Below are 21,765 nucleotides of genomic sequence, written 5' to 3'. Positions count from 1 at the left end.
ACTCAGACACCTCTGCGACGACATCGCAGCCGATTCAGGAATGCCAATGCAGGGAGAGGAGGTCGCCTATCTGACCGGAGACCTGAACGCCGAACTTTGGCCCGAAATTCACCAGTTCATTTGCTGTAAATGTAAAAACTATGGATAATGAGATGAAATACCTGCTCTCGTTGCTTGAAGTAAATGAGTGCTGTTTCGTTCTGCATCAAGAAATTGTACGAGAACTGCGGCAAAACTTAGTCCAATAGATTGACAAGTTCCACCTTCATTTCTTCGTCTATATCGCGGTATCGTGCAAATGCTTTGCTGCCTTCCTTATGCCCCGACAGAGCTCCGACGAGATTCGGGTCTTTGACTTGCTTGTATAAATTCCCCACAAATGTTCGACGAGCCATATGCGAAGATGCGACCTCATATAGCGGCTTTTGTTCCGATTCTCTCGTTTGCGGGTTTATCACCGTAACATATCTATCAAGTCCGGTTATATTAAAGCACTCCTTAATATAATCATTGTATTTTTGTGTCGATATAAAGGGTAGCAGTGATTCGCGTTCTGCATCTTCATATTTGGCAATTATCTCCTTTGCCGTATCATTCAAAGGTACGCGAACCGTTATCGGGCGTCCCTCCTTTATCTTGTGTGGAACATATTCAATAGCTCCACGCACGATATTTTGTCGTTTCAATTTCAGTAAATCACCGACGCGACATCCGATTAGACATTGAAAAACGAATATATCTCGAACAACTTCCAGTTTTTTCGACGGCATAGGCGTACGATACAACGCATTTCGCTCTGTAATGGTTATATATACGGGTGTCCCGTAAACTGGAGCTTTTAAGGTATATTTCTTGAACGGATCGTTCACCGTCAGATCATTATCAAGAGCCCAAATAATAAACGTGCGCAAAATAGCCATACGGTGAGATACGGTATTCTGTCCTCTCTTTTTGGGAAGGTCTTTCCCTGCTATATCTTTATAAATATCAGGATATAATTCAACATATTTCGTTTCCTCGAACAAGAACCGTTCAAAATCTGACAACGTGCCACTGGTCATCCTATCGAGAGACAACGCAAAGGATGGATCGGTCATGCGGGAAACACGCTCGAAACGATACATCATGTTACGTACGACTTTGAACATCGCCCTTCGGGAATCACTGACCTGTTTACTCGAAATAAATTTATCCCATGCCTCAAAAAAATCGCTATCGGAGCTATCCGAGATATTAAGTCGCCGCCGTAAGGCCGATGATACCACACCCGACAACCAGTCTTTATGCAATAGGACTTTCCCTGATCCAGCACTTATGAATTCCGTCATAATGATTGATCGCAGATCGGATAAGTCATTTTGCGAGTGCGACAGTTCTTCCATGAACGCCCGCTTTTCTTGGGATAAGATACGAAATTTCGGAATAACGATCTGCTGAAGATCATCACTCCAATATTCCGAGTTTACAAATATTCCGGACTTTGCACGTTGATTGATACGCCCATGACAAAATCGCACCAGAACTTCATGCAAGCGTGAACCGGAGGATGCTTTCCTCGACAGGGAAAAATAAACAGTAGCCATACACCCGAAGATATATGACAAATATAATGAAGTTTATTCATGTCCCGCAAATATTGGCGACTTTTTGGCGACTTATACCAAAATAGTCTGAAACAAATTAGTTTATTTTACTTTAGTAAAAATATTCAAATTGCTGAATATCAAAATCAAACAAATCAAAATAAACCACTATTATTTAACCCGGTTTGAAATATTGAGTCTCTCTCCCGCTACGGACATAGGACCGGAGGCTGTCTGAGAATCGTCGGACAGCCTCTTTTTATTCATACCGCTGCCATACGCTTCTCTTCTTCGGACAGGTAATTCCCCAAGAGAAACGGAGAAGGGGGAAGAAGGGCGCATGGGCGGTTCTCTTTTTACCGTCTTTTTCTTCGATGCCCTCCTCCCGCACGAAGTCCCTTTCGCCCGCTTTACCGTCCGATTTCCGGATTGCACGGGGTGTATATGGCATTGGTTTTGAAGAGGCCCTGCGAAACACTCTTGCCATGAAACCAACCGAATCACCGCATCTTGCGCTCCGCCGGTCGCTCGACATGCTGACGCTCGCCGGCGGCATCGTCCTGCTGATTGCCCTATCATGGGAGATCATCTCCGGCGACCACATCCGTTTCTCCCGGTGGTATATGACCGTGCAACTCATCGTCTGCGTACTCTTTCTATTGGATTTTTTCGTGCGTTGGGCTTCCGCCGAACAGAAGGGACGGTTCTTCATCCGCAATATTTTGTTTTTTCTCATCTCGATTCCCTACCTCAACATCTTCGGATGGACGGGCATGCCGCGCCACCTTGCAATGCTGATCGGCATCATTCCTCTCGCGCGGGCGTTCCTCGCGCTGTATCTGATCGTGCAATGGCTCGTGGACAACAAAATCAAGCGGCTGTTCACCGCCTATGTCTTCACGGTGTGTCTGTTCACCTACATTTCGGCGCTGGTATTCTACGATTACGAGGTGCTCGTCAACGCGAAACTCCACGGTTTCGGCAACGCTCTCTGGTGGGCGTGGATGAACGTTACGACGGTCGGGGCCGAGATATTCCCCGTAACGGCCCTCGGCAAGACCATCTGCGTGCTGCTGCCGATTCTCGGCATGATGATGTTCCCGATTTTCACCACGTACATTCTATCGGTATATCAGAAACCCGAAAAGAAAGCGTGATTCCGGAAGAGGCAGCCGTTGCATTTCCCGAAAAGTTTCCTTACCTTTAGAACGTCGGGCCGACGATGCGGTGCGCGCTCGCGTGCCGTGTTCCGGCGGCATTGCACACGGAAACTCACTTTTGTTCAATCTAAACTCTACGGTATGATGGAAAATCTGCAACAATCATGGAAACAGACGACGGCCAACCTCTACAAAGCCGTCTTGATCTACACGGTGGCGGGCATCGCCTCCTCGGTCTTCTCGTTCATTCTGGCCATTACGGCCACCGCTTCGGTAATTGCGGCTCTCTCGTCGGGCGAGGTCTCCACGGGCGGACTGGGATTGTGGAGCCTGCTGAACATCGCCGCTACCGTGGCGATCGTCTACGGATACTGGCTTTTCATCAAGTCGCTCGACCTTTTCAAAGGGATGGTCGACCCCCTCGACGCACCGCGCATCGGCAGCATCCGCACGGCCACGATCCTTTCGCTCGTGGGCGTCGTGCTGGCCTGCATCCCGCTGATCGGCATCGTGGGCGGCATCATCAACCTCGTGGCATGGATCATGCTGCTGATCGCCTATTCGAATCTGAAGGACTCCGCGACGTTCCCCGAAGGGGCGCGCAAGGGCGCTTCGAAGATCTTCGTCGCCATGATTCTCGGTGTGATCGGCTGGGTCGTCGGGTGGATTCCGATCGTCGGTTCGGTGATCGCGCTCATTCTCTCGATCGTCGCGTTCTTCATGATCCTCACGGGCTGGAAGTGCATCGCCGACTCGGAGGCACCCGCAGCCCGATAGCGGCACACCGGAACACGGCGAGACCGGCCGACGCCGGCCGTTACGGGTTCGGGGCTGTCCGACAAGTTTCTTTTACCCTCTGAAAATTGCGTATCGGGAAAAGTTCCCGAATAGCAGTACGGATAAAAAAGGGGTGTCTGAAACGTGTTAGACAGCCCTTATTTCGTCTCTGAAAAATCGACGAAGCCGCTTCTCGCATCCGTCGCGCCGGAAAGGAAGGCGCCGCTGCGGCCGCATTCTCCGAGGCCTCGGACTGCGCACGCAGCGGAACGGCCGTTCGGTTGCCGGAAGAGGGGCGGGCGGCTGTATCGCGATATTTCGAATAACAGCCGTCCTATAACGCCTAAAATAGTTGGGTATCAGCAGAAAAAAAATACGATCAGACCGGAAAAGCAGTCGGCGAGTTTGGCCGAGAATAAAAAAACGACTAAATTCGTGTATGAGAAATATACGGCAGAAAGCCAGAAAAGCTATCAGTCGCAGCTGCTTGCCGAATCGGAAAGCCGGCGCAGTGCACTCTATTCGTCAACACCCTCTGAATAAGCACGGGCATTTTCGACATTGATCTTAAAGGAGGCGGAACGCTCCCGCCCCTCCGGTCGAACCGGGAAACGAGAAACGGAACCGGAGAATCGATGAATTGAGGAAACTAAATAAATGACACGAAAATGAAAAAGGCTATTTTCTCACTATTATGCGGTATGTCGTTCGGTATCGCTGCCGCCGTTCACGCACAAGGTTTGCATGCGACGATGTTCGTCAAAGTAGTCGATGCCGAGCCGCAGGATTCGTTGGGCGCTTTCTTTTATCCGTACAAACTGAAAGTCATACAGGATTTCGACATCCGGCCCCTTTCCTGCGATACGCTGTCTCTGAAACTGGAGAATTTCAGTTTTTTCCAGACGCTCCGAGCCGAGGGAGACCCCGATTTCGCCCTGATTCCCGATATGAACGTATGCTCGCGGAACGGGCAGGCTCCGTATCACGATACGGATTACACGTTCGACGGCGCGAATCTGTCCATCCCCGTTCCTGCGGATGCGGCGACCCACATAAGGATCGAGTACGGCTATTACAGCGACCTATGCTTCCGGACACACATCGTTCCCATGGGTTGCGGCCTGCTGCAATACGATTTCGGGTGGAATTCTTGGTATTTCAAGGGCGACGACGGACACGTCGAATTCGATAAGGTCGCATTCGACATTCCGGACACGGTCTGCTTCTTCATCAACGGTGAGTCGATCGCCGAAGCTGACGGAACGGTTTCGCTGGATCTGGCGCAGCACCGGTACGACGACATCTCTTTTCACATCGCCGACAAGAAATGGTATGATCCGCATCCGGTCCGCATCGGCGACATCCGGTGCGATCTGCTGCTGTCCAAACGCGACACATCGGAAGTCGAGAACGAAATACCCGTGCCGCTGGCACAGCTGCCGGACAGCCTGATCGCAGACCGGAAGGAGCGTATCGGCCGCATAATCCGTTCGCTGCACGGCCTGTTCCCCGAATCGAAAGCCGAAGAGTTTACGATTCTGGAAGACGATCTGAGAACCGAGGATGAAAAATACGCATACGGCCGGGCCGTTCACATGTCCGACCGGGAGCATGCGGTCTTTATCGACCGGTCTTATTGGCTCGATCCCTCGCTGACACATGAACTGGTACATTGTTTCCTGAACTACAATTACGACCGGATCGACGCGCGTTATTTCTTCGACGAGTCCCTGATCGAATATTTCGCCAATTACGTCTATTATCCCGACCCGAACGAGCGCGACGAGGCTTTTGCCGCAAAGCTCGAATATTTCGAGAATTTACCCGGAGACAAGGATATTTCCATCTTCGACATTTCACGCAATTATGTGGATACCCGCTCCGGCGACGGTACACATGGAATCGTTTACCATAAGGTTCCGGCCCGGATTCATGAGTTCGCCCAAAAAATCGGGACGGAGAGATTCCACGAGGCGGTCCGCAAGTTCAATCTTCGGCTCGAACAGGGAGACGCCCCCGATTTCGAGGATTTCGGCAGGATTCTGAGGGATTCGGGGGTTTCGGAGGAGGATTGGCTGCAATTCGTCCGTTCGATATAACCACCCTTATGGGGCGCAGGGAGCGCCCGTGAAGAACGGCGGCTAACATGCAGCACTGAAATCATATTGCATAATACACACGCTTTATCCGATTCTCTGGAAAGCCGGAATATACAGAGAGTCATTCGCAGCCGGAACCGGCACGTATGCCGGACGAGTGCGTGCCGCCGGATTGCCGGCATTGCAAAAACGAAGTCGAGTGTGCACCGGTCAAGCGACCAAACGGAAAAACTTCTTTCTCGGTCTCTTTTATCACTCTCGTCAAGCTCTATAAGACGGGCCGCAGCCTGTGGAGCACGTTCACGAAGAGCCGCGCTCCGCCGCGGGAGGCTGCCGCCCATCGGCTTCGAAGAGCCGGAACCGCCCGACCGTCTCGCCGAGCTGGCGCCCCCCCTGAAGACGGCCCGGACAGCTCAGCCGACGATCGGGAAACACACCGCAAACCCGAATCACACCGACATCCCGAAAAGGGGCTCTCTGAATAGTTTTTCGCCCCGGCGAGAACGGCACTTCCGGGTAAACACCCGATCGGCAGTACGAGAAAAAGGGCTGTCCGATACGTCTCGGACAGCCCTTCATGATACGAGGCGGTGCAGACCGCACCCGCGGCTTACGAACCGAAATTGTCGTAGAGGATATTTTCGGGCGGTACGCCGAGACTGTCGAGCATCTTCACCACCGAAGCGATCATCATCGGAGGTCCGCACATGAGATAGATGCAGTCCTCGGGAGCCTGATGGTTCTTCAGATAGTTCTCGTACAGCACGTTATGCACAAAGCCCGGCGTGTACTCCACGCCTGCCGCATCCGCCTCGGGATCGGGACGGTCGAGCGCCAGATTGAACTTGAAGTTGGGGAAATCCTTCTCGATCTGGTGGAACTCGTCCAGATAGGGCGCCTCCTTCATCGCACGCGCACCGTACCAGAACGAGACGGGACGCCGTGTCTTCTCGGTCTTGAACAGGTGCATGATGTGGCTGCGCATCGGCGCCATACCCGCACCGCCGCCGATGAAGATGAGCTCCTGCGTATCGGGCAGGTTGTCGGGCAGGAAAAACTCGCCGTAAGGGCCCGAGATCGTAACCTTGTCGCCCGGTTTGCGCGAGAAGATGTACGACGAGCAGATACCCGGATTCACCTTCATGAAACTGCCCGCGGCACGGTCGAACGGCGGCGTGGCGATACGGATGTTGAGCATGATGATGTTGCCCTCGGCCGGATGGTTGGCCATCGAATAGGCGCGGAACGTCGGCTCGGGGTTGGTCGTCGTGAGGTCCCACATCTTCATCTTGTCCCAATCGGCACGGAACTGCGGGTCGATGTCCATGTCGGAGAATTTGATCTCCTTGTATTTCGGGATGTCGATCTGGATGTAGCCGCCGCTGCGGAAATTGAGGTTCTCGCCCTCGGGCAGCTTCACCACGAACTCCTTGAGGAAAGTCGAGATGTTACGGTTCGAAACCACCGTACACTCCCACTTCTTCACGCCCAGAACGGCTTCCGGTACGCGGATCTTGAGGTCGTTCTTCACCTTCACCTGACAGCCCAGACGCCAGTGGTCCTTGGCCATCTTGCGCGTGATGAAGCCCGTCTCGGTAGGCAGGATGTCGCCGCCGCCCTCAAGCACTTGGCATTTGCACATGCCGCACGAGCCGCCGCCGCCGCACGCCGACGGCAGGAAGACCCTGTTGTTGGCAAGCGTCGAGAGCAGCGTCGAACCGCTCTCGGTCCGGAGCACCTTTTCACCGTCGTTGATGTCGATCGTAACATCGCCCGACGAGGTCAGTTTAGCCTTTGCAAAGAGAAGCAGCCCCACCAGCAGGAGGGTTACCGCCAGAAAGGCAACGATCGCTGTTAGAATAATTGTCAAATCCATTTTCGGTAATCTCTTTATTGAAGGTTAGAACTGGATACCCGAGAAGATCATGAACGCGATACCCATGAGACCCGTGATGATGAAGGCGATGCCGGGGCCCTTGAGTGCGGGCGGTATGTGCGAATAGGTCGTCTTCTCGCGGATGGCGGCCATCATGACGATCGCCAGCGCCCAGCCCAGACCCGAACCCAGACCGTAGACGATCGACTGCCAGCACGAGGTGAGCTCCAGCGCATCGACCTTCTGCTGCATGAAGAGCGAGCCGCCCATGATGGCGCAGTTCACGGCGATCAGAGGCAGGAAGATGCCGAGCTGATTGTAGAGCGTCGGCGAGAACTTCTCGACGGCCATCTCCACGAGTTGCACGAAGGCGGCGATGGTGGCGATGAAGACGATGAACGAGAGGAAGTCGAGGTTCACGTCGGGCAGACCGGCCCACGAGAGCGCCCCCGCCTTGAGGACATACTCGTAGAGGAGGTAGTTCAGAGGCACGGTCATCACCATGACGAACGTAACGGCGGCACCCAGACCGAGCGCGGTCTTCACGCTCTTCGACACGGCGATGTAGGAGCACATGCCGAAGAAGAAGGCGAAAACCATGTTGTCGATGAAAATCGACCGGATAAAGATATTCAATGATTCCATACGCTATATACCTCCTATTTTTCCTGTAAATCCTTGTTGCGCGAACGATGCACCCAGATGATGCAGCCCACGATGATGAGCGCCATCGGCGGGAAGAGCATCAGACCGCAGTTGGAATAGAAACCGCCGTTGGCGATGTACCAGCTCTCGGGGATGATCCGGAACCCGTAGAGGGTTCCCGAACCGAGCAGTTCGCGGAAGAAGGCCACGATCACCAGAATCAGGCCGTAGCCCAGACCGTTGCCGATACCGTCGAGGAACGAGGGCCACGGTTTGTTGCCCAGCGCGAAGGCCTCGACGCGGCCCATGACGATGCAGTTGGTGATGATCAGACCGACGTAGACCGACAGCTGCTTCGACACATCGTAGACGAACGCCTTGAGCACCTGATCGACGAGGATCACCAGTGCGGCGATCACCACGAGCTGCACGATGATGCGGATGCGCGACGGCACGCCGTTGCGCAGAAGCGACATCACGAGGTTCGAGAAACCCGTAACGACCGTAACCGACAGTGCCATGACGATCGCGGGCTTGAGCTGCACGGTAACGGCCAGCGCCGAGCAGATACCGAGGATCTGCACGATGACGGGATTGTTCGCCGAAAAGGGCCCCGTCAGGTATTTCATGTTCTTAGCCGAAAACATTGGCTCTTTTTCCTGCTTACTCATTGTTCGCTACATTTTCTTCGTTAGACACTTCATTCGCAGCCGGAGCGGCGGCTTCGTTCCCGGCGGCCGCACGGCGCGCTTCGAGGAACGGCAGGTAGTTCGAAAGGCTGTTGTAGAGCATGTTCGTTACGCCGTCCGAAGTCTTCGTTCCGCCCGATACGGCATCCACTTCGTGTTCGATGTTCGCCTCCGTCGCACCGCCCTTGCGGAGTTTCACCGACACGAACTCGTCGCCGGCGAAGATCTTCTTGCCGATGAAATGCGCCTGATACTGCGGCGTGGCGATCTCGGCGCCCAGACCCGGGGTCTCGCCCTTGTGGGCCATGACGATACCGGCTACGGTATTCATGTCGCTTGCGAGCGCCACGTAGCCCCAGATCGGGCCCCAGAGTCCGGAGCCCGTAACGGGGATCACGACACGGCCGTCGCCGGCTTCGAAGACGGGATATTTCCCGTCGTCGAAAGCGCCTCCGAGATCCTTGAGCAGTTCGAACACATCCTCGCCCTCGATCGGCCGGCCCTCGGCGTCGAGCACCGCATCCTCGATGAACGAATCGTAGTCCACGCCCTTCCGGTCGATATACTCCGCAGCCGAGAGCCCTTCGGCCGCAGCGTCGGCCGCGAAGAGCGATTGCAGGATCGACTGCTTCTTTTCGTTCAGCTCGTTGGCGTACTGACGCTTCTGAAGCGAAAGCGACGCCACGGCCAGCAGCACGGCCACGAGCACCACCATCACGGTCGAGTACATTATAATATAGGGATTGCCGTTCCTGTCGCTGAACAGCCCCTTCTTCTTCACCTGCGCGAACTCCGAGGCGGGAGCCTTGCACACGGGGCAGGTTTCGGGTGCGGCATCGCCCTCGTGGACGTAGCCGCAGACGTTGCATACAAATTTTTTCGTTGCCATATCTACTCCCCTATTTTGCTAATTTGACACGTTTCTTGCGGCGCGAGATGTTGGCTTCGACCACGTAGTAGTCCACCAGCGGCGCCAGCGCATTCATGAAGAGGATCGACAGCATCATGCCCTCGGGATATGCGGGGTTCACCACGCGGATCAGCACGGCCAGAGCGCCCGTGAGGAAACCGACGATGTACTTGCCCTTGTCGGTCTGAGCCGACGTTACGGGATCCGTGGCCATGAAGACCGCGCCGAACGCGAAGCCGCCGACGATCAGGTGGTACCATGCGGGATAGGTCGTCAGGCCGATCGCCTCGAACAGATAGCCCATCGCCAGACCGCCCGCGAAGACCGACACCATCGTCCGCCACGAAGCCACGCCCGTGAACAGGAGAATCGCCGCACCGATCAGTATGGCGAGCGTCGAAGTTTCGCCGATGCTGCCCGGGATGAAGCCCAGAAATGCGTCGAGCGCCGAATAGCTCATCGTACCCGTGGTGCCGAGCTGTTCGAGCGCCGTGGCGCCCGAGAATCCGTCGACGACGCCCGTCCCGTCGGTCAGCCCGGCGATCCAGACCGTCTCGCCCGACATCATCGGGGTATAGGCGAAGAAGGCGAACGCACGCGCCACGAGCGCGGGGTTGAAGACGTTCATGCCCGTACCGCCGAAAACCTCCTTGCCGAATACGACGGCGAAGGCGGTCGCAAGGGCCACCATCCACAGCGGAATATCCACCGGCATGATCATCGGGATCAGCAGACCCGACACCAGAAAGCCCTCGTTGACCTCATGGCCGCGCATCTGCGCGAAAGCGAATTCGATACCGAGGCCCACCGCATAGGAGACCACGATGATCGGCAGCACCTTGAGGAAGCCGAACCAGAGCGAAGCCCAGAATTCGGGCGGCACGCCCTGCGAGAGGAAGTGCTGGTAGCCCGTATTGTAGAATCCGAACAGCAGCGCCGGCAGCAGCGCCACGACCACCACGATCATCGTACGCTTCATGTCGTTGGCGTCGCGGATGTGCGCGCCGCGGGTCGTCGTCGTGTTCGGAACGAAAAGGAACGTCTCGAACGCATCGAACGTCGATTCGAGGAAGCCCAGCTTGCCCCCTTTGGAGAAGGCGGGCTTGATCTTGTCCATAAATTTACGCAGTCCCATCGTTATGCCTCCCTGATCATTAAGTTAATACCGTCGCGGATGATCTGCTGGATCCCGATCTTCGAGGGATCGACGAACTCGCAGAGCGCGAAATCCTCCTCCGTTACTTCGTAGATGCCGAGGTTCTCCATCTTCTCGATGTCGCCCGCCAGACACGCCTTCAGCAGATACATCGGGTAGATGTCCATCGGCAAATACCGCTCGTAGAGCCCCGTTACCACGAAGGGGCGTTCGCCGCCGTTCATGTTGGTATCCAGATTGTACTCCTTGCGCGGGCAGAGCCACGAGAAATAGGCGCGCGACACGGAGAACTTGCCGAGGCGGGGCATCGCCCATCCCAGAAACTCGTATTTGTCGCCCTCGGGGATCACCGTAAGCTGGTTGGCATAGAACGAAATATGTCCGTCCGCCTCAGTCTTCACGCCCGTCAGCACGTTGCCCGAGATGATGCGCACGCGGTCGCCCTCCTTCTGCGGCTTGACGTTGCGGCCCAGAATCGAGGCCACGGATGCGCCGGACACGATGCGGCAGTAGCGCGGCTCGGCGATCTCCGATCCGGCCACGGCGACGGTTTTGGTCATGTCGACGCGGCCTTCGCGGAACAGGCGGCCGATGATGGCCAGATCCTGTATGTTGACCGTCCAGACCACCTCGCCTTTATCGATAGGCGCGATGTGGTGGATCTGCACGCCTACATTACCCACGGGGTGTTTGCCGGCGAACCGGTGCAACTCGACGCCGGCGAGCTGCGTCATCGCGCCCTCGGAGCCTGCGCGCACCGAGAGATGCACCTTGCCCTCGGTAAGGCGCTGCATCGCTTCGATGCCCTTTTGCAGATCGGCCATGCGGTCGGCCAGCACGTAGTTGTAGTCGGGGGCCAGCGGCGCCGAATCGAAGGCCGAGACGAAGACGGCCCGCGGCGCGTCGTTCGGATCGGCGATGATGCCGTAGGGCCGCTGCACGATCATCGGCCACAGGCCCGACCGGAGCAGCCGCTCCACAATCTCCTCCCGGGAAGCCTTCCGCACATCGAGTTCGGGGAACTCCTCGTATTGCTGGTCGGCATCGGGCGCAACGGTTACGGAGAGCACCTTGCGTTTCTCTCCGCGGTTGACGGCCGCCACCGTACCGCTGACGGGCGAAGTGAACAGAACGCGCTCGTTGTACTTGTTGAAGAACAACGGCGTGCCCGCCTTCACGCGATCACCGGTCTTAACCAACAATTTGGGAACGACGCCCTCGAAGTCGAGCGGCGACACGGCGTACTCCGCAGACTCCGGCGCATCGGCCGTCGTCTCGCAGGCACGTCCCACGAGATTGATGTCGAGACCCTTGCGTAATGTAATGATTTTCGACATGTTACAAATTGTTTGATTAGATGATTTATGTGTTTGGTTCGGTAGTTTTCAACTGTTAGTGCACTAACACACTCGAAATCGCGTGCGAATGTACGAATTTTTTCGAACAATCAGAAGACGAAAACGATTTATTTACGCCGAAAATTCCTATTTTTGCGAATCGTGAGCGCACCTTTGGTAAACATACACACCCACCGCCCCGCGGGCACGGGCATCGAACTGCGCACGGCGGGCATCCATCCGTGGGAGGCTGCGGGCCGCAGCGCATCGGAGCTGCTGCCGCTGGCGCCGGACGTGCAGGCCGTCGGCGAGACGGGGCTCGACTTCGTGCGCGGAGCGGAGCGGAGCGAACAGCTGCGCCTGCTGCGCGAACAGCTGACGCTGGCCGAGGAGCTGGGGCTGCCCGTGGTGCTGCACTGCGTGCGGGCATTCGACCCGCTGATGACTGAGCTGCGCGGCCGCCGCTTGCGAGCCGTCCTTTTCCACGGCTTCATCGGCTCGCCACAGGAGGCCCGGCGGGCCGTGGAACGGGGTTGCTACCTCTCGTTCGGCGAGCGGACGTTCCGTTCGCCGAAGACGCTCGAAGCGCTGCGCCGCACGCCGCTCGACCGCATCTTCTGCGAGACGGACGAGAGCGACACGCCCATCGGCGAGATCTACCGCCGCACGGCCGAAGCGAAAGGCATCGACGCAGAGACGCTGGCCGAGGCCCTTTGGGACAACTACCGACTGATCTTCGAACGTCATGACCGATAGCTGGCTGGAACGCACCGAGCTGCTGCTCGGCGCCGAGAAACTCGGCATCCTGCGCAGGGCGCACGTGCTCGTCGTGGGGCTGGGCGGCGTGGGAGCCTACGCCGCCGAGATGATCGCCCGTGCGGGCGTGGGGCGCATGACCGTGGCCGACGCCGATACGGTGAGCCTCTCGAACATCAACCGTCAGCTCGTGGCGCTGCACTCGACCGTGGGCCGTCCGAAAGCCGAAGTGCTCGCGGAACGTCTGCGGGACATATCGCCCGGCATCGGGCTGACCGTGGTGAACAAATACATCCGGGACGACGAAACCGACCGCCTGCTGGACTCGGCCCGTTTCGACTACGTGGTGGACGCCATCGACACCCTTTCGCCCAAGCTGGCCCTGATCGCCGGCGCGCTCGGGCGGAACATGCCGCTGGTCAGCTCGATGGGCGCCGGCGCCAAAACCGATCCCGTGCGGCTCGAAATCGCCGACATCTCGAAGACCCACCACTGCCCGCTGGCCCACATGCTCCGCAAACGGCTGCACAAGCTGGGCATACGGAGCGGTTTCCGGGCCGTATTCTCGTCCGAGCCGATCCGCGAAGGGGCGATGATCGCGTGCGACGAGCCCAACAAGAAATCGAACGTCGGGACGATCTCGTACCTTCCCGCTCTGTTCGGCATCGGCTGCGCCTCGGTCGTCGTACGCGGTCTGCTGCACGAACTCGACCCCGCCCCGGCAACGAACCCCAAATAAATCACATAAAGCTATGAACAATCTACCGAACATCGTCTTTCTGGACGAATACTCGCTCGGCGGCGCCGACCTCGGCGCCATCCGCGCGCTGGGCAACTACACGGGCCACGCCACGACCGAACGCGACGAGATCGCCGCACACTGCGCCGGCGCCGAAATCGTAATCACGAACAAAGTGCCCCTCAAACGCGAAACGCTCCGAGCGCTGCCCGATCTCAAGCTCGTCTGCATCGCCGCCACGGGCATGAACCACGTGGACCTCGAAGCGGCCGCCGAGTTGGGCATCGCCGTCCGGAACGCCGCGGGCTACTCGACCCACTCGGTCGCCGAGACCACCATCGGCGGCGCCATCGCGCTCCGCCGCCAGATCCTCTACTACGACCATTACGTCAAAACCCGATACGCCGACTCGCCGCTGCAATATCACTTCGGCCGCCCGACGCATCAGCTCCACGGCTCGCACTGGGGCATCGTAGGGCTGGGCGAAATCGGCCGCGAGGTGGCCCGGATCGCCACGGCGCTGGGCTGCGAGGTGCGCTACGCCTCCACGTCGGGCGTCGTGCGCGAGGAACCCTACCCCGCCATGACCCTGTGCGAACTGCTGGCATGGGCCGACGTGGTGTCGATACACTGTCCTCTCAACGACCGCACGCGCAACCTCGTCGACGCTCCGGAGCTGGCCATCATGAAGTCCTCGGCCCTGCTTATCAACGTCGCGCGCGGCGGCATCGTCAACGAAGCGGCACTGGCCGAAGCCCTCGACCGCGGCACTCTGGCCGGCGCGGCGCTCGACGTCTTCTCGCGCGAGCCGATCGGGGCCGACAATCCCCTGCTGCGCGTCAAGGACCCCTACAAACTGCTGCTCTCGCCCCACAACGCATGGTCGCCCCAAGAGGCGGTGAAGGTGCTCGTGGAGCGGATCGCCGACAACATCGCAGAGTATCTCGCCCATGGCAACTGATCCGCCGGCAGCATCCGCCGAGGAGAGCCCCGACCGCCGGCAAGCGGTGTACGACTTCCTCGACCGCCACGGCATCCGTTACACGCACTACGAGCACCCCGCGGCGCCGACCATCGAGATCGCCCGCCGCTACTGGCGCGACGACGGATCGAAGCACTGCAAGAACCTCTTCTTCCGCAACCACAAGGGCGACCGCCACTACCTCGTCTCGTTCGACTGCGAGCGGAGCCTCCCTATCCGCGCCCTCGAACAGCGGCTCGGACAGGGCAAGTTGACTTTCGCTTCGGAACAGCGCATGGAGCGGCTGCTCGGCCTGCGGCCCGGATCGGTCTCGCCCTTCGGGCTCATCAACGACACGGACCGCGGCGTACACCTCTTTCTCGACCGGACACTGGAGCGCTGCGACGCCTACTCGTTCCACCCCAACGACAACCGTGCGACGGTAGTGATCCGGCGCGAAGAGTTCATGCGCTACCTCGCGGCCGTAGGGTGCAGCTACGAACTGCTCGACCTGTATTAGACGGCTCCTCCGCCGCGAAGTCCACAGACGCGCCGCCCGAATCGTTTCGCATGAAGCGATTCGGGCGGCACGATTCTCTCCACCCTCCGCCGAATGCGGGAAACGACCGGAAGACAGACGACAGAACCCGGAAACAGGTACAACGAGCCGGAAAAATGCGTATCTTTGTTTCAAACTATCAAAATATACCGACCTATGAAAAAACTCACCTTTACCCTGCTTTTTCTGCTGGGCGCGATCGGCACCCTTTCGGCCCAATCGACCGTCAAAAGCGACATCTTCGCCTTTCTCGGAGTCGAAGGCTACGTACCGAGCTACGACCAAGACGGCGACATCTCCGTCAAGATACAGGGGATCAGCTATTACGTCATCGTGCAGGATCTCTCCAGCGAGAACTCGTCCTACGTCGAAATGAAGGCCAGCTTCAGTACGGACACCCCTCTCGCGAAGCTCTTGGCGATCTCGAACGACTTCAATCGGAACAAATACCTCTGCAAATGCTCGGCCTACTCGGACGACGAACAGAACATCTTCACCGTCTCCATGGAGTTCATTTCCGACAATAGCGCGAACACGCTCTTCCAGATGCGCCATGCGCTCCGACTCCTTCCGGGCTGGATCGACGAATTCACGGCCCGGCTCGACTGACCGCGCACGACGGCCGCATCCCGGGACCGGTCCGACCGTATCGCGTTTCGGCCCGGGAATACCGCTCCGCCGTCGCCGCGCGCGCAAAAAACGGCTGGACACGGCCCGCGGATTCCGCGGAAACGAAGGGCGGATGCGTCCGTGCGGGCATATTCGCAAACGCGAAGCTCCCGGGGCGGAGAGGCTGTCCGTCAAGATTTTCGACTTCCGGCGGATCGCATATTCGTAAAAAGTTCGAATGGAAAAGAGGCTGTCTGCGACTTGTCGGACAGCCTCTTTCGCACTTGCCGGATACTGCGAAGCCCGCGCCAACGGCGGAGCGTATCTTCGGCATAGAGAGCGGCATACGGCCCGACGCCCGGGGCCTCGGGAGAACCGACACCGGAAGGCATACCGGACGGAGGAATTCAGCACGATACGTGAGACGGTGCACGGGACGCGGGCGAACGAACGGCGGCAAGGCATACCGAACGGAGGAATTCGGACCGAAACGCAATACGGCGTGCGGCCCGGCATCCGGGGCCTCGGGAGAACCGACACCGGAAGGCATACCGGCCGAAGGCATTCAGCACGATATGTGAGACGGTGCACGGGACACGGGCGAACGAACTGCGGCAAGGCATACCGGACGGAGGAATTCGGACCGAAACGCAATACGGCGTGCGGCCCGACGCCCGGGGCCTCGGGAGAACCGACACCGGAAGGCATACCGGCCGGAGGCATTCAGCACGATACGTGAAACGGTGCACGGGACGCGGGCGAACGAACGGCGGCAAGGCATACCGGACGGAGGTATTCGGACCGAAACGCAATACGGCGTGCGGCCCGACGCCCGGGGCCTCGGGAGAACCGACAGCGGAAGGCATACCGACCGGAGGCATTCAGCACGATACGTGAGACGGTGCACGGGACGCGGGCGAACGAACGGCGGCAAGGCATACCGGACGGAGGTATTAGGACCGAAACGCAATACGGCGTGCGGCCCGGCATCCGGGGGTTCGGGAGACCTGACGGCGCAAGATGCCCGTCGTTGTCGATAAACCTCGGATACCGGGGAGGGGAGCGTGAAAGACGGGCAAACTCAAAACAAGAGGTTGTCCGACAAGTCCGATTCTTACGATTCACCCCCGTCAGAACAATCTCTGACAGGGGTGATTTTCATTATTGGAGACTTGTCGGACGACCTCTTCCGATTCGCACGGCTTTCGGGTCGGGCAGCTCCGCCGCCGGACGGAACAGTCCGTTCGGACAATCCCTCCTGCCGTCTCTCCCGAACGATTCGGCTACTTCATCTCCACGAGCGGCCGGCCCGTCATCTCCGAAGGCTGCGGAAGCCCCATCAGTTTCAGCACCGTGGGCGCCACATCGGCCAGAATGCCGTTGCGGACGCTCCGCACGCGATCCGAGACCACGACGATGGGCACCGGATTGAGCGAATGCGCCGTATTGGGCGTACCGTCCGGATTGAGCGCATTGTCGGCATTGCCGTGGTCGGCGATCATCACCACCTCGTAGCCGTTGCGTTTCGCCGCCTCGACCACCTCGGCCACGCATGCGTCCACGGCCTTCACGGCCTGCCGGATCGCTTCGTACACGCCCGTATGGCCCACCATGTCGCCGTTGGCGAAGTTCAGACAGATGAAATCGAACTTCCGACCGCCGAGCGCTTCGACGAGCTTGTCCTTCACCTCATAGGCGCTCATCTCGGGCTGCAAGTCGTAGGTAGCCACCTTGGGCGACGGCACGAGGATACGCTCCTCGCCCGCGAATTTCTCCTCGCGCCCGCCGTTGAGGAAGAACGTTACGTGGGCATATTTCTCGGTCTCGGCGATGCGGAGCTGCGAAAGCCCCTGTTTCGAGACCCACTCGCCGATGGTATCGGGCACGTTCTCCTTGTCGAAGAGGATGTGCAGCCCCGTGAACGTCGCATCGTAGGGGGTCATGCAGCAGTAGTAGAGCGGCAGCGTGTGCATCCCCTCGGCAGGCATGTCCTTCTGCGTGAGCGCGATCGTCAGCTCCTTCGCACGGTCGTTGCGGTAGTTGAAAAAGATCACCACGTCGTTCGGACGGATCTGCCCGACGGGCCGTCCGTTCTCGTCGATGCGCACATAGGGTTTGATGAACTCGTCCGTTACCCCTTCGTCGTAGGATTTCTGGACCGCTTCGGCCATGTCCGACGAATGCTCGCCGATGCCGCCGACCAGTGCGTCGTAGGCGATCTTCACGCGCTCCCAGCGCTTGTCGCGGTCCATGGCGTAGTAGCGGCCCACGACCGTGGCGATCCGGCCGGTCGTCGCCGCCAGATGCTTCTCCAGCCGCTCGATGAACCCCTTGCCGCTGCGGGGGTCGGTGTCGCGGCCGTCCATGAAGCAGTGGACGAAGGTGTTTTCGATCCCGTATCCGGCTGCGATGTCGCACAGCGTGAAGAGGTGGTCGAGCGACGAATGCACGCCACCGTCCGACACGAGCCCCATGAAATGCACGTTCACGCCCCGCTGCTTCGCATACTCGAACGCGCCGACGATCTCGGGGTTCCGACGGATCGAACCGTCCTTCGCCGCGCGGTTGATCTTCACGAGGTCCTGATAGACCACGCGGCCCGCGCCGATATTGAGGTGCCCCACCTCCGAGTTGCCCATCTGGCCCTCGGGCAGGCCGACGTTCTCGCCGTCGGTGCGCAGTTCGGCATGGGGGTAGCGGGCCGTCATGGCCTCGATATAGGCGGGATGCGTCGTATAGATCGCATCCGAACGATCGTGGCGGCCGTCTCCCCAGCCGTCGAGAATCATCAGCAATACTTTGTTTGCACTCATAACCTTAACTATTTTTCAGCTTTATATCATTCTGCACCGTCGTCGCACAGTCCGGCCGGCCGTCATGCGCGCCGCCTGCGGCTCCGGTTGGCGGCTCCTCCCCGCTCTCCGCCGGCAGTCGACGGCACAGGGGTCGGTCTACGCCGGGTCGCAACTGCTGCGACGGCATCTTCGCAAAGTCCGATGCGGAGCCCGACGCAGCCGGGCTCCGCCCAGCCGGAAAACGGCCGAAAGAAATCCGACACGTTCCGCTCCCGACGGGAGCTTAGCGCCGCTTCGCAGCAAAACCGGCGCTGCCGGCCGAAGGACAGGAACATAATTCCGATTCGAACCCTTCGCACCGCGGCGGTCTCCGGGCGGCCTCCCCCGATCGCCCCCTGCCGGCCGAAAACCGCATGTTTTATTTCAACTTCTCCATAATCAGGTCCACCGCCCTGTCGATCGCGGCCTGCAAACCGTCGGCGTTCTTGCCGCCTGCCGTGGCGAAGAATGCCTGTCCGCCGCCGCCGCCCTGCATGAGCTTCGCCGCCTCGCGGACCACGGCGCCGGCATCGGCGCCGCGCGCCACGATCTCGTCGCCCAGCATGATCGTGAGCGAAGGTTTGCCTCCGTGGTTCGACCCCTGCACGAAGACGAGCTTCGGCGCACGCGCGCGCAGGTTATAGGCGAGGTCCCGAATGAAATCGGGCCTGCGGTCGGTCTGCGCGGCGAGCAGCTGCACGCCATTACGCTCGGGCGTCGAAGCGATGATCTTCTCGGCCCACTCCGCGACCTGTTCCCTGCGCATGGCCTCCACCTCCTTCGAAAGAGCCTCGTTGCTCTCGATCATCTTCTTCACGGCCTGCACGACCTGCGGATTATTGAGGTATTCGCCCACGTTGCGCAACGTATCTTCGGCGGCATAGACGACCCGTTCGGCCTGAGCGCCCGTAACGGCTTCGATACGGCGCACGCCCGCCGAAACGGCGCTTTCGTTCAGAATCTTGAAAAATCCGATGGTGCCCGTGGCGCTCGTGTGCGTACCGCCGCACAGTTCGACCGACGTGCCGAAGCGCACCATGCGCACCCTGTCGCCGTACTTCTCGCCGAAGAGCATCATCGCGCCGCACCGCTCGGCCTCCTCCTTCGTCGCCTCGCGGTTCTCGACGAGCGGATAGTCGGCCCGCACGGCGCGGTTCACGAGCATCTCCACTTCGCGCAACTCCTCGGGCGTAACTTTCCGGAAATGCGAGAAGTCGAAGCGCAGCGCCTCGGGCGTTACGAGCGAACCTTTCTGTTCGACGTGCTTGCCGAGCACCTTGCGCAGCGCCTCGTGCATCAGGTGGGTCGCCGTGTGGTTGTTGGCCGCAGCCTGCCGTTTCTCGGGATCGACCACCGCCGTGAACTCCGCCCCGGGATTCTCGGGCAGACGCTCGGCGATATGGACGATCAGTCCGTTCTCCTTCTCGGTCGCCACGATGGAAATCCGCTCGTCGGCGTTCTCTATATAGCCGATGTCGCCGATCTGACCGCCCGAATTGCCGTAGAACGGCGTGCGGTCGAAGACCAGCTGGTACGTCGTCTTGTTTTTCGAAGTAACGCGGCGGTAGCGCGCGATGCGCACCCGCTCGGTCAGCGTATCGTACCCCGTGAAAAGGCTTTCGCGGATCGGAACGAGCTCCGCCCAGTCGTCGGTATCGACCGCGGCGGCGTGGCGCGAGCGCTCCTTCTGCGCCTGCAACTCCTTCTCGAACGCCGCGAGGTCCACCTCGACGCCCTGCTCGCGGGCGATGAGCTCCGTGAGATCGATCGGAAATCCGAACGTATCGTACAGCTCGAAGGCATCCCTGCCCGAGATGAGCCGGCCGCCCTCGCGGCGCGTGCGCTCGACGACGCCGTCGAGCAGGTTGATGCCCGTGGCCAGCGTCCGCAGAAACGACGCCTCCTCCTCCTCGATCACACGTTCGATGAGCGTCTGCTGCGCCCTGAGTTCGGGGAACTGTCCGCCCATCTGCTCCACGAGCCCCGGGACGAGTTTGCAGATGAAGGGCTCGTTGAAACCGAGGTAGGTGTAGCCGTAGCGCACGGCACGGCGCAGGATGCGGCGGATCACGTAGCCCGCCTTGACGTTCGACGGCAACTGGCCGTCGGCGATCGAAAAGGCGATGGCCCGCAGGTGATCGGCGACCACGCGCATGGCCACGTCGGCCTTCCCGTCCTCGCCGTAGCGCTTGCCCGACATGGCGGCGATGCGCCCGATCGTGGGCTGAAAGACGTCGGTGTCGTAATTGGACTTCTTGCCTTGCAGGATCATGCAAAGACGTTCGAAGCCCATGCCCGTGTCGACGTTGCGCGCAGGCAGCGGTTCGAGCGAGCCGTTGGCCTTGCGGTTGAACTGCATGAAGACCAGATTCCAGATCTCGATCACGTGCGGATGGCCGGCATTGACCAGCTCGCGGCCCGGCTTCGCGGCGATCTCCGCCTCGTCGCGCAGGTCGAAATGGATCTCCGAACAGGGACCGCAGGGGCCCGTCTCGCCCATCTCCCAGAAGTTGTCGTGTTTGTTGCCGCGAAGTACGTGGTCTTCGGGCAGGTATTGCCGCCAATAGCCGTAAGCCTCCTCGTCGAACGGCACGCCGTCCTCCCCGGAGCCTTCGTACACCGTGGCATACATCCGTTCGGCGGGCAGTCCGTAGACACCGTGCAGCAGCTCCCACGCCCACTGGATCGCCTCCTTCTTGAAGTAATCGCCGTAGGACCAGTTGCCGAGCATTTCGAACATGGTGTGGTGATACGTGTCGTGGCCCACCTCTTCGAGGTCGTTGTGCTTGCCCGAGACGCGCAGACACTTCTGCGTGTCGGCCGCACGGGGGTATTTGCGCGGAGCGTTGCCGAGGAAAATATCCTTGAATTGATTCATGCCCGCATTGGTGAACATCAAGGTGGGGTCGTTCTTCACCACCATCGGGGCCGAAGGCACGATCGTGTGCTGCCGGCTCTCGAAAAAGTCGAGGAAAGCCTGACGGATTTTGTTCGATTCCATGTATACTGTTTTATCTATTCCCAACGTTATCCGATACGGGTTGCAAAATTACATAATTTAAGCTAATTTTGCAT

General features: G+C 59.0%; 17 protein-coding genes. 8 read left to right on the top strand and 9 right to left on the bottom strand.

Annotated features, from left to right (window positions below; all coding sequences use genetic code 11):
* Window positions 1–236: 236 nt before the first annotated feature.
* Complete coding sequence (locus BN3659_RS06885) at window positions 237–1,583, bottom strand: site-specific integrase (protein WP_091535599.1); 1,347 nt, start codon at window positions 1,581–1,583, stop codon at window positions 237–239.
* A gap of 485 nt (window positions 1,584–2,068) precedes the next feature.
* On the opposite strand from BN3659_RS06885, the gene BN3659_RS06880 reads away from it, so the two are divergent.
* The 3 genes from BN3659_RS06880 to BN3659_RS06870 all read left to right on the top strand — a co-directional run bounded on the left by BN3659_RS06880 (window position 2,069) and on the right by BN3659_RS06870 (window position 5,619).
* Window positions 2,069–2,740 carry a potassium channel family protein gene (locus tag BN3659_RS06880; RefSeq protein WP_091535597.1) on the top strand — a complete coding sequence of 224 codons (672 nt, stop codon included), beginning with the start codon at window positions 2,069–2,071 and terminating at the stop codon, window positions 2,738–2,740.
* Between the two features lie 144 nt (window positions 2,741–2,884).
* Window positions 2,885–3,520, top strand: coding sequence for a hypothetical protein (locus BN3659_RS06875; RefSeq protein WP_091535595.1), 636 nt, complete (start codon window positions 2,885–2,887; stop codon window positions 3,518–3,520).
* A 668-nt stretch (window positions 3,521–4,188) separates the two neighbouring features.
* Window positions 4,189–5,619 carry a gluzincin family metallopeptidase gene (locus BN3659_RS06870; RefSeq protein WP_141682526.1) on the top strand — a complete coding sequence of 477 codons (1,431 nt, stop codon included), beginning with the start codon at window positions 4,189–4,191 and terminating at the stop codon, window positions 5,617–5,619.
* A gap of 610 nt (window positions 5,620–6,229) precedes the next feature.
* On the opposite strand, the gene nqrF is transcribed toward BN3659_RS06870, so the two are convergent.
* Genes nqrF through BN3659_RS06840 form a run of 6 tightly spaced genes read right to left on the bottom strand, consistent with a single transcriptional unit; the run spans window position 6,230 to window position 12,232 of the window.
* The gene (nqrF, locus tag BN3659_RS06865) at window positions 6,230–7,495 is read right to left on the bottom strand and encodes an NADH:ubiquinone reductase (Na(+)-transporting) subunit F (protein ID WP_091535592.1); all 1,266 of its coding nucleotides are present in this window, start codon (window positions 7,493–7,495) and stop codon (window positions 6,230–6,232) included.
* Window positions 7,496–7,519: 24 nt separating this feature from the next.
* Window positions 7,520–8,140 (bottom strand): NADH:ubiquinone reductase (Na(+)-transporting) subunit E, encoded by a 621-nt coding sequence (gene nqrE / locus BN3659_RS06860; RefSeq protein WP_091535591.1) that lies wholly within the window; start codon window positions 8,138–8,140, stop codon window positions 7,520–7,522.
* 14 nt (window positions 8,141–8,154) lie between these two features.
* A complete protein-coding gene (locus BN3659_RS06855) occupies window positions 8,155–8,811 on the bottom strand; it encodes an NADH:ubiquinone reductase (Na(+)-transporting) subunit D (protein ID WP_091535589.1) in 657 nt (218 codons plus the stop codon).
* Complete coding sequence (gene nqrC / locus BN3659_RS06850; RefSeq protein ID WP_091535587.1) at window positions 8,804–9,718, bottom strand: NADH:ubiquinone reductase (Na(+)-transporting) subunit C; 915 nt, start codon at window positions 9,716–9,718, stop codon at window positions 8,804–8,806. The genes BN3659_RS06855 and nqrC overlap by 8 nt, the downstream gene beginning before the upstream one ends.
* A gap of 10 nt (window positions 9,719–9,728) precedes the next feature.
* On the bottom strand, window positions 9,729–10,856 hold the full coding sequence (locus BN3659_RS06845; RefSeq protein ID WP_091535585.1) for an NADH:ubiquinone reductase (Na(+)-transporting) subunit B: 1,128 nt from the start codon (window positions 10,854–10,856) through the stop codon (window positions 9,729–9,731).
* A 20-nt stretch (window positions 10,857–10,876) separates the two neighbouring features.
* On the bottom strand, window positions 10,877–12,232 hold the full coding sequence (locus tag BN3659_RS06840; RefSeq protein WP_091535572.1) for a Na(+)-translocating NADH-quinone reductase subunit A: 1,356 nt from the start codon (window positions 12,230–12,232) through the stop codon (window positions 10,877–10,879).
* Between the two features lie 174 nt (window positions 12,233–12,406).
* On the opposite strand from BN3659_RS06840, the gene BN3659_RS06835 reads away from it, so the two are divergent.
* From BN3659_RS06835 to BN3659_RS06815, 5 genes are all read left to right on the top strand, one after another.
* Window positions 12,407–12,988: a TatD family hydrolase gene (locus BN3659_RS06835; protein WP_224757853.1), complete on the top strand. Its 582-nt coding sequence runs from the start codon at window positions 12,407–12,409 to the stop codon at window positions 12,986–12,988.
* The gene (locus BN3659_RS06830; protein ID WP_091535571.1) at window positions 12,978–13,727 is read left to right on the top strand and encodes a tRNA threonylcarbamoyladenosine dehydratase; all 750 of its coding nucleotides are present in this window, start codon (window positions 12,978–12,980) and stop codon (window positions 13,725–13,727) included. The genes BN3659_RS06835 and BN3659_RS06830 overlap by 11 nt, the downstream gene beginning before the upstream one ends.
* 13 nt (window positions 13,728–13,740) lie before the next feature.
* Window positions 13,741–14,688, top strand: coding sequence for an NAD(P)-dependent oxidoreductase (locus BN3659_RS06825; RefSeq protein WP_091535570.1), 948 nt, complete (start codon window positions 13,741–13,743; stop codon window positions 14,686–14,688).
* Entirely contained in the window at window positions 14,678–15,208 is a 531-nt protein-coding gene (locus tag BN3659_RS06820) for a prolyl-tRNA synthetase associated domain-containing protein (protein ID WP_091535569.1), read from the top strand. Before BN3659_RS06825 ends, BN3659_RS06820 begins: the two co-directional genes overlap by 11 nt.
* Window positions 15,209–15,403: 195 nt before the next feature.
* Window positions 15,404–15,856, top strand: a complete 453-nt coding sequence (locus tag BN3659_RS06815) for a YbjN domain-containing protein (protein WP_091535568.1) — start codon at window positions 15,404–15,406, stop codon at window positions 15,854–15,856.
* Between the two features lie 1,283 nt (window positions 15,857–17,139).
* On the opposite strand, the gene gpmI is transcribed toward BN3659_RS06815, so the two are convergent.
* Both gpmI and alaS read right to left on the bottom strand, forming a co-directional pair.
* Window positions 17,140–18,669, bottom strand: a complete 1,530-nt coding sequence (gene gpmI / locus BN3659_RS06810) for a 2,3-bisphosphoglycerate-independent phosphoglycerate mutase (protein WP_091535567.1) — start codon at window positions 18,667–18,669, stop codon at window positions 17,140–17,142.
* A gap of 400 nt (window positions 18,670–19,069) precedes the next feature.
* Entirely contained in the window at window positions 19,070–21,691 is a 2,622-nt protein-coding gene (gene alaS, locus BN3659_RS06805) for an alanine--tRNA ligase (RefSeq protein ID WP_091535566.1), read from the bottom strand.
* Between the last annotated feature and the right edge of the window lie 74 nt (window positions 21,692–21,765).

This window comes from Alistipes sp. CHKCI003 (genome assembly GCF_900021155.1).
Taxonomy (GTDB): domain Bacteria; phylum Bacteroidota; class Bacteroidia; order Bacteroidales; family Rikenellaceae; genus Alistipes; species Alistipes excrementavium.
The sequence above is the reverse complement of the archived record's forward strand: the minus strand, read 5'-3'. Positions and strand labels throughout refer to the sequence as shown.

Excerpts from the sequence above, each read along its gene's own strand:
- BN3659_RS06885 (WP_091535599.1), bottom strand. The coding sequence starts at position 1,583 with ATGGCTACTGTTTATTTTTCCCTGTCGAGGAAAGCATCCTCCGGTTCA.
- BN3659_RS06880 (WP_091535597.1), top strand. The coding sequence starts at position 2,069 with ATGAAACCAACCGAATCACCGCATCTTGCGCTCCGCCGGTCGCTCGAC.
- BN3659_RS06875 (WP_091535595.1), top strand. The coding sequence starts at position 2,885 with ATGATGGAAAATCTGCAACAATCATGGAAACAGACGACGGCCAACCTC.
- BN3659_RS06870 (WP_141682526.1), top strand. The coding sequence starts at position 4,189 with ATGAAAAAGGCTATTTTCTCACTATTATGCGGTATGTCGTTCGGTATC.
- nqrF (WP_091535592.1), bottom strand. The coding sequence starts at position 7,495 with ATGGATTTGACAATTATTCTAACAGCGATCGTTGCCTTTCTGGCGGTA.
- nqrE (WP_091535591.1), bottom strand. The coding sequence starts at position 8,140 with ATGGAATCATTGAATATCTTTATCCGGTCGATTTTCATCGACAACATG.
- BN3659_RS06855 (WP_091535589.1), bottom strand. The coding sequence starts at position 8,811 with ATGAGTAAGCAGGAAAAAGAGCCAATGTTTTCGGCTAAGAACATGAAA.
- nqrC (WP_091535587.1), bottom strand. The coding sequence starts at position 9,718 with ATGGCAACGAAAAAATTTGTATGCAACGTCTGCGGCTACGTCCACGAG.
- BN3659_RS06845 (WP_091535585.1), bottom strand. The coding sequence starts at position 10,856 with ATGGACAAGATCAAGCCCGCCTTCTCCAAAGGGGGCAAGCTGGGCTTC.
- BN3659_RS06840 (WP_091535572.1), bottom strand. The coding sequence starts at position 12,232 with ATGTCGAAAATCATTACATTACGCAAGGGTCTCGACATCAATCTCGTG.
- BN3659_RS06830 (WP_091535571.1), top strand. The coding sequence starts at position 12,978 with ATGACCGATAGCTGGCTGGAACGCACCGAGCTGCTGCTCGGCGCCGAG.
- BN3659_RS06825 (WP_091535570.1), top strand. The coding sequence starts at position 13,741 with ATGAACAATCTACCGAACATCGTCTTTCTGGACGAATACTCGCTCGGC.
- BN3659_RS06820 (WP_091535569.1), top strand. The coding sequence starts at position 14,678 with ATGGCAACTGATCCGCCGGCAGCATCCGCCGAGGAGAGCCCCGACCGC.
- BN3659_RS06815 (WP_091535568.1), top strand. The coding sequence starts at position 15,404 with ATGAAAAAACTCACCTTTACCCTGCTTTTTCTGCTGGGCGCGATCGGC.
- gpmI (WP_091535567.1), bottom strand. The coding sequence starts at position 18,669 with ATGAGTGCAAACAAAGTATTGCTGATGATTCTCGACGGCTGGGGAGAC.
- alaS (WP_091535566.1), bottom strand. The coding sequence starts at position 21,691 with ATGGAATCGAACAAAATCCGTCAGGCTTTCCTCGACTTTTTCGAGAGC.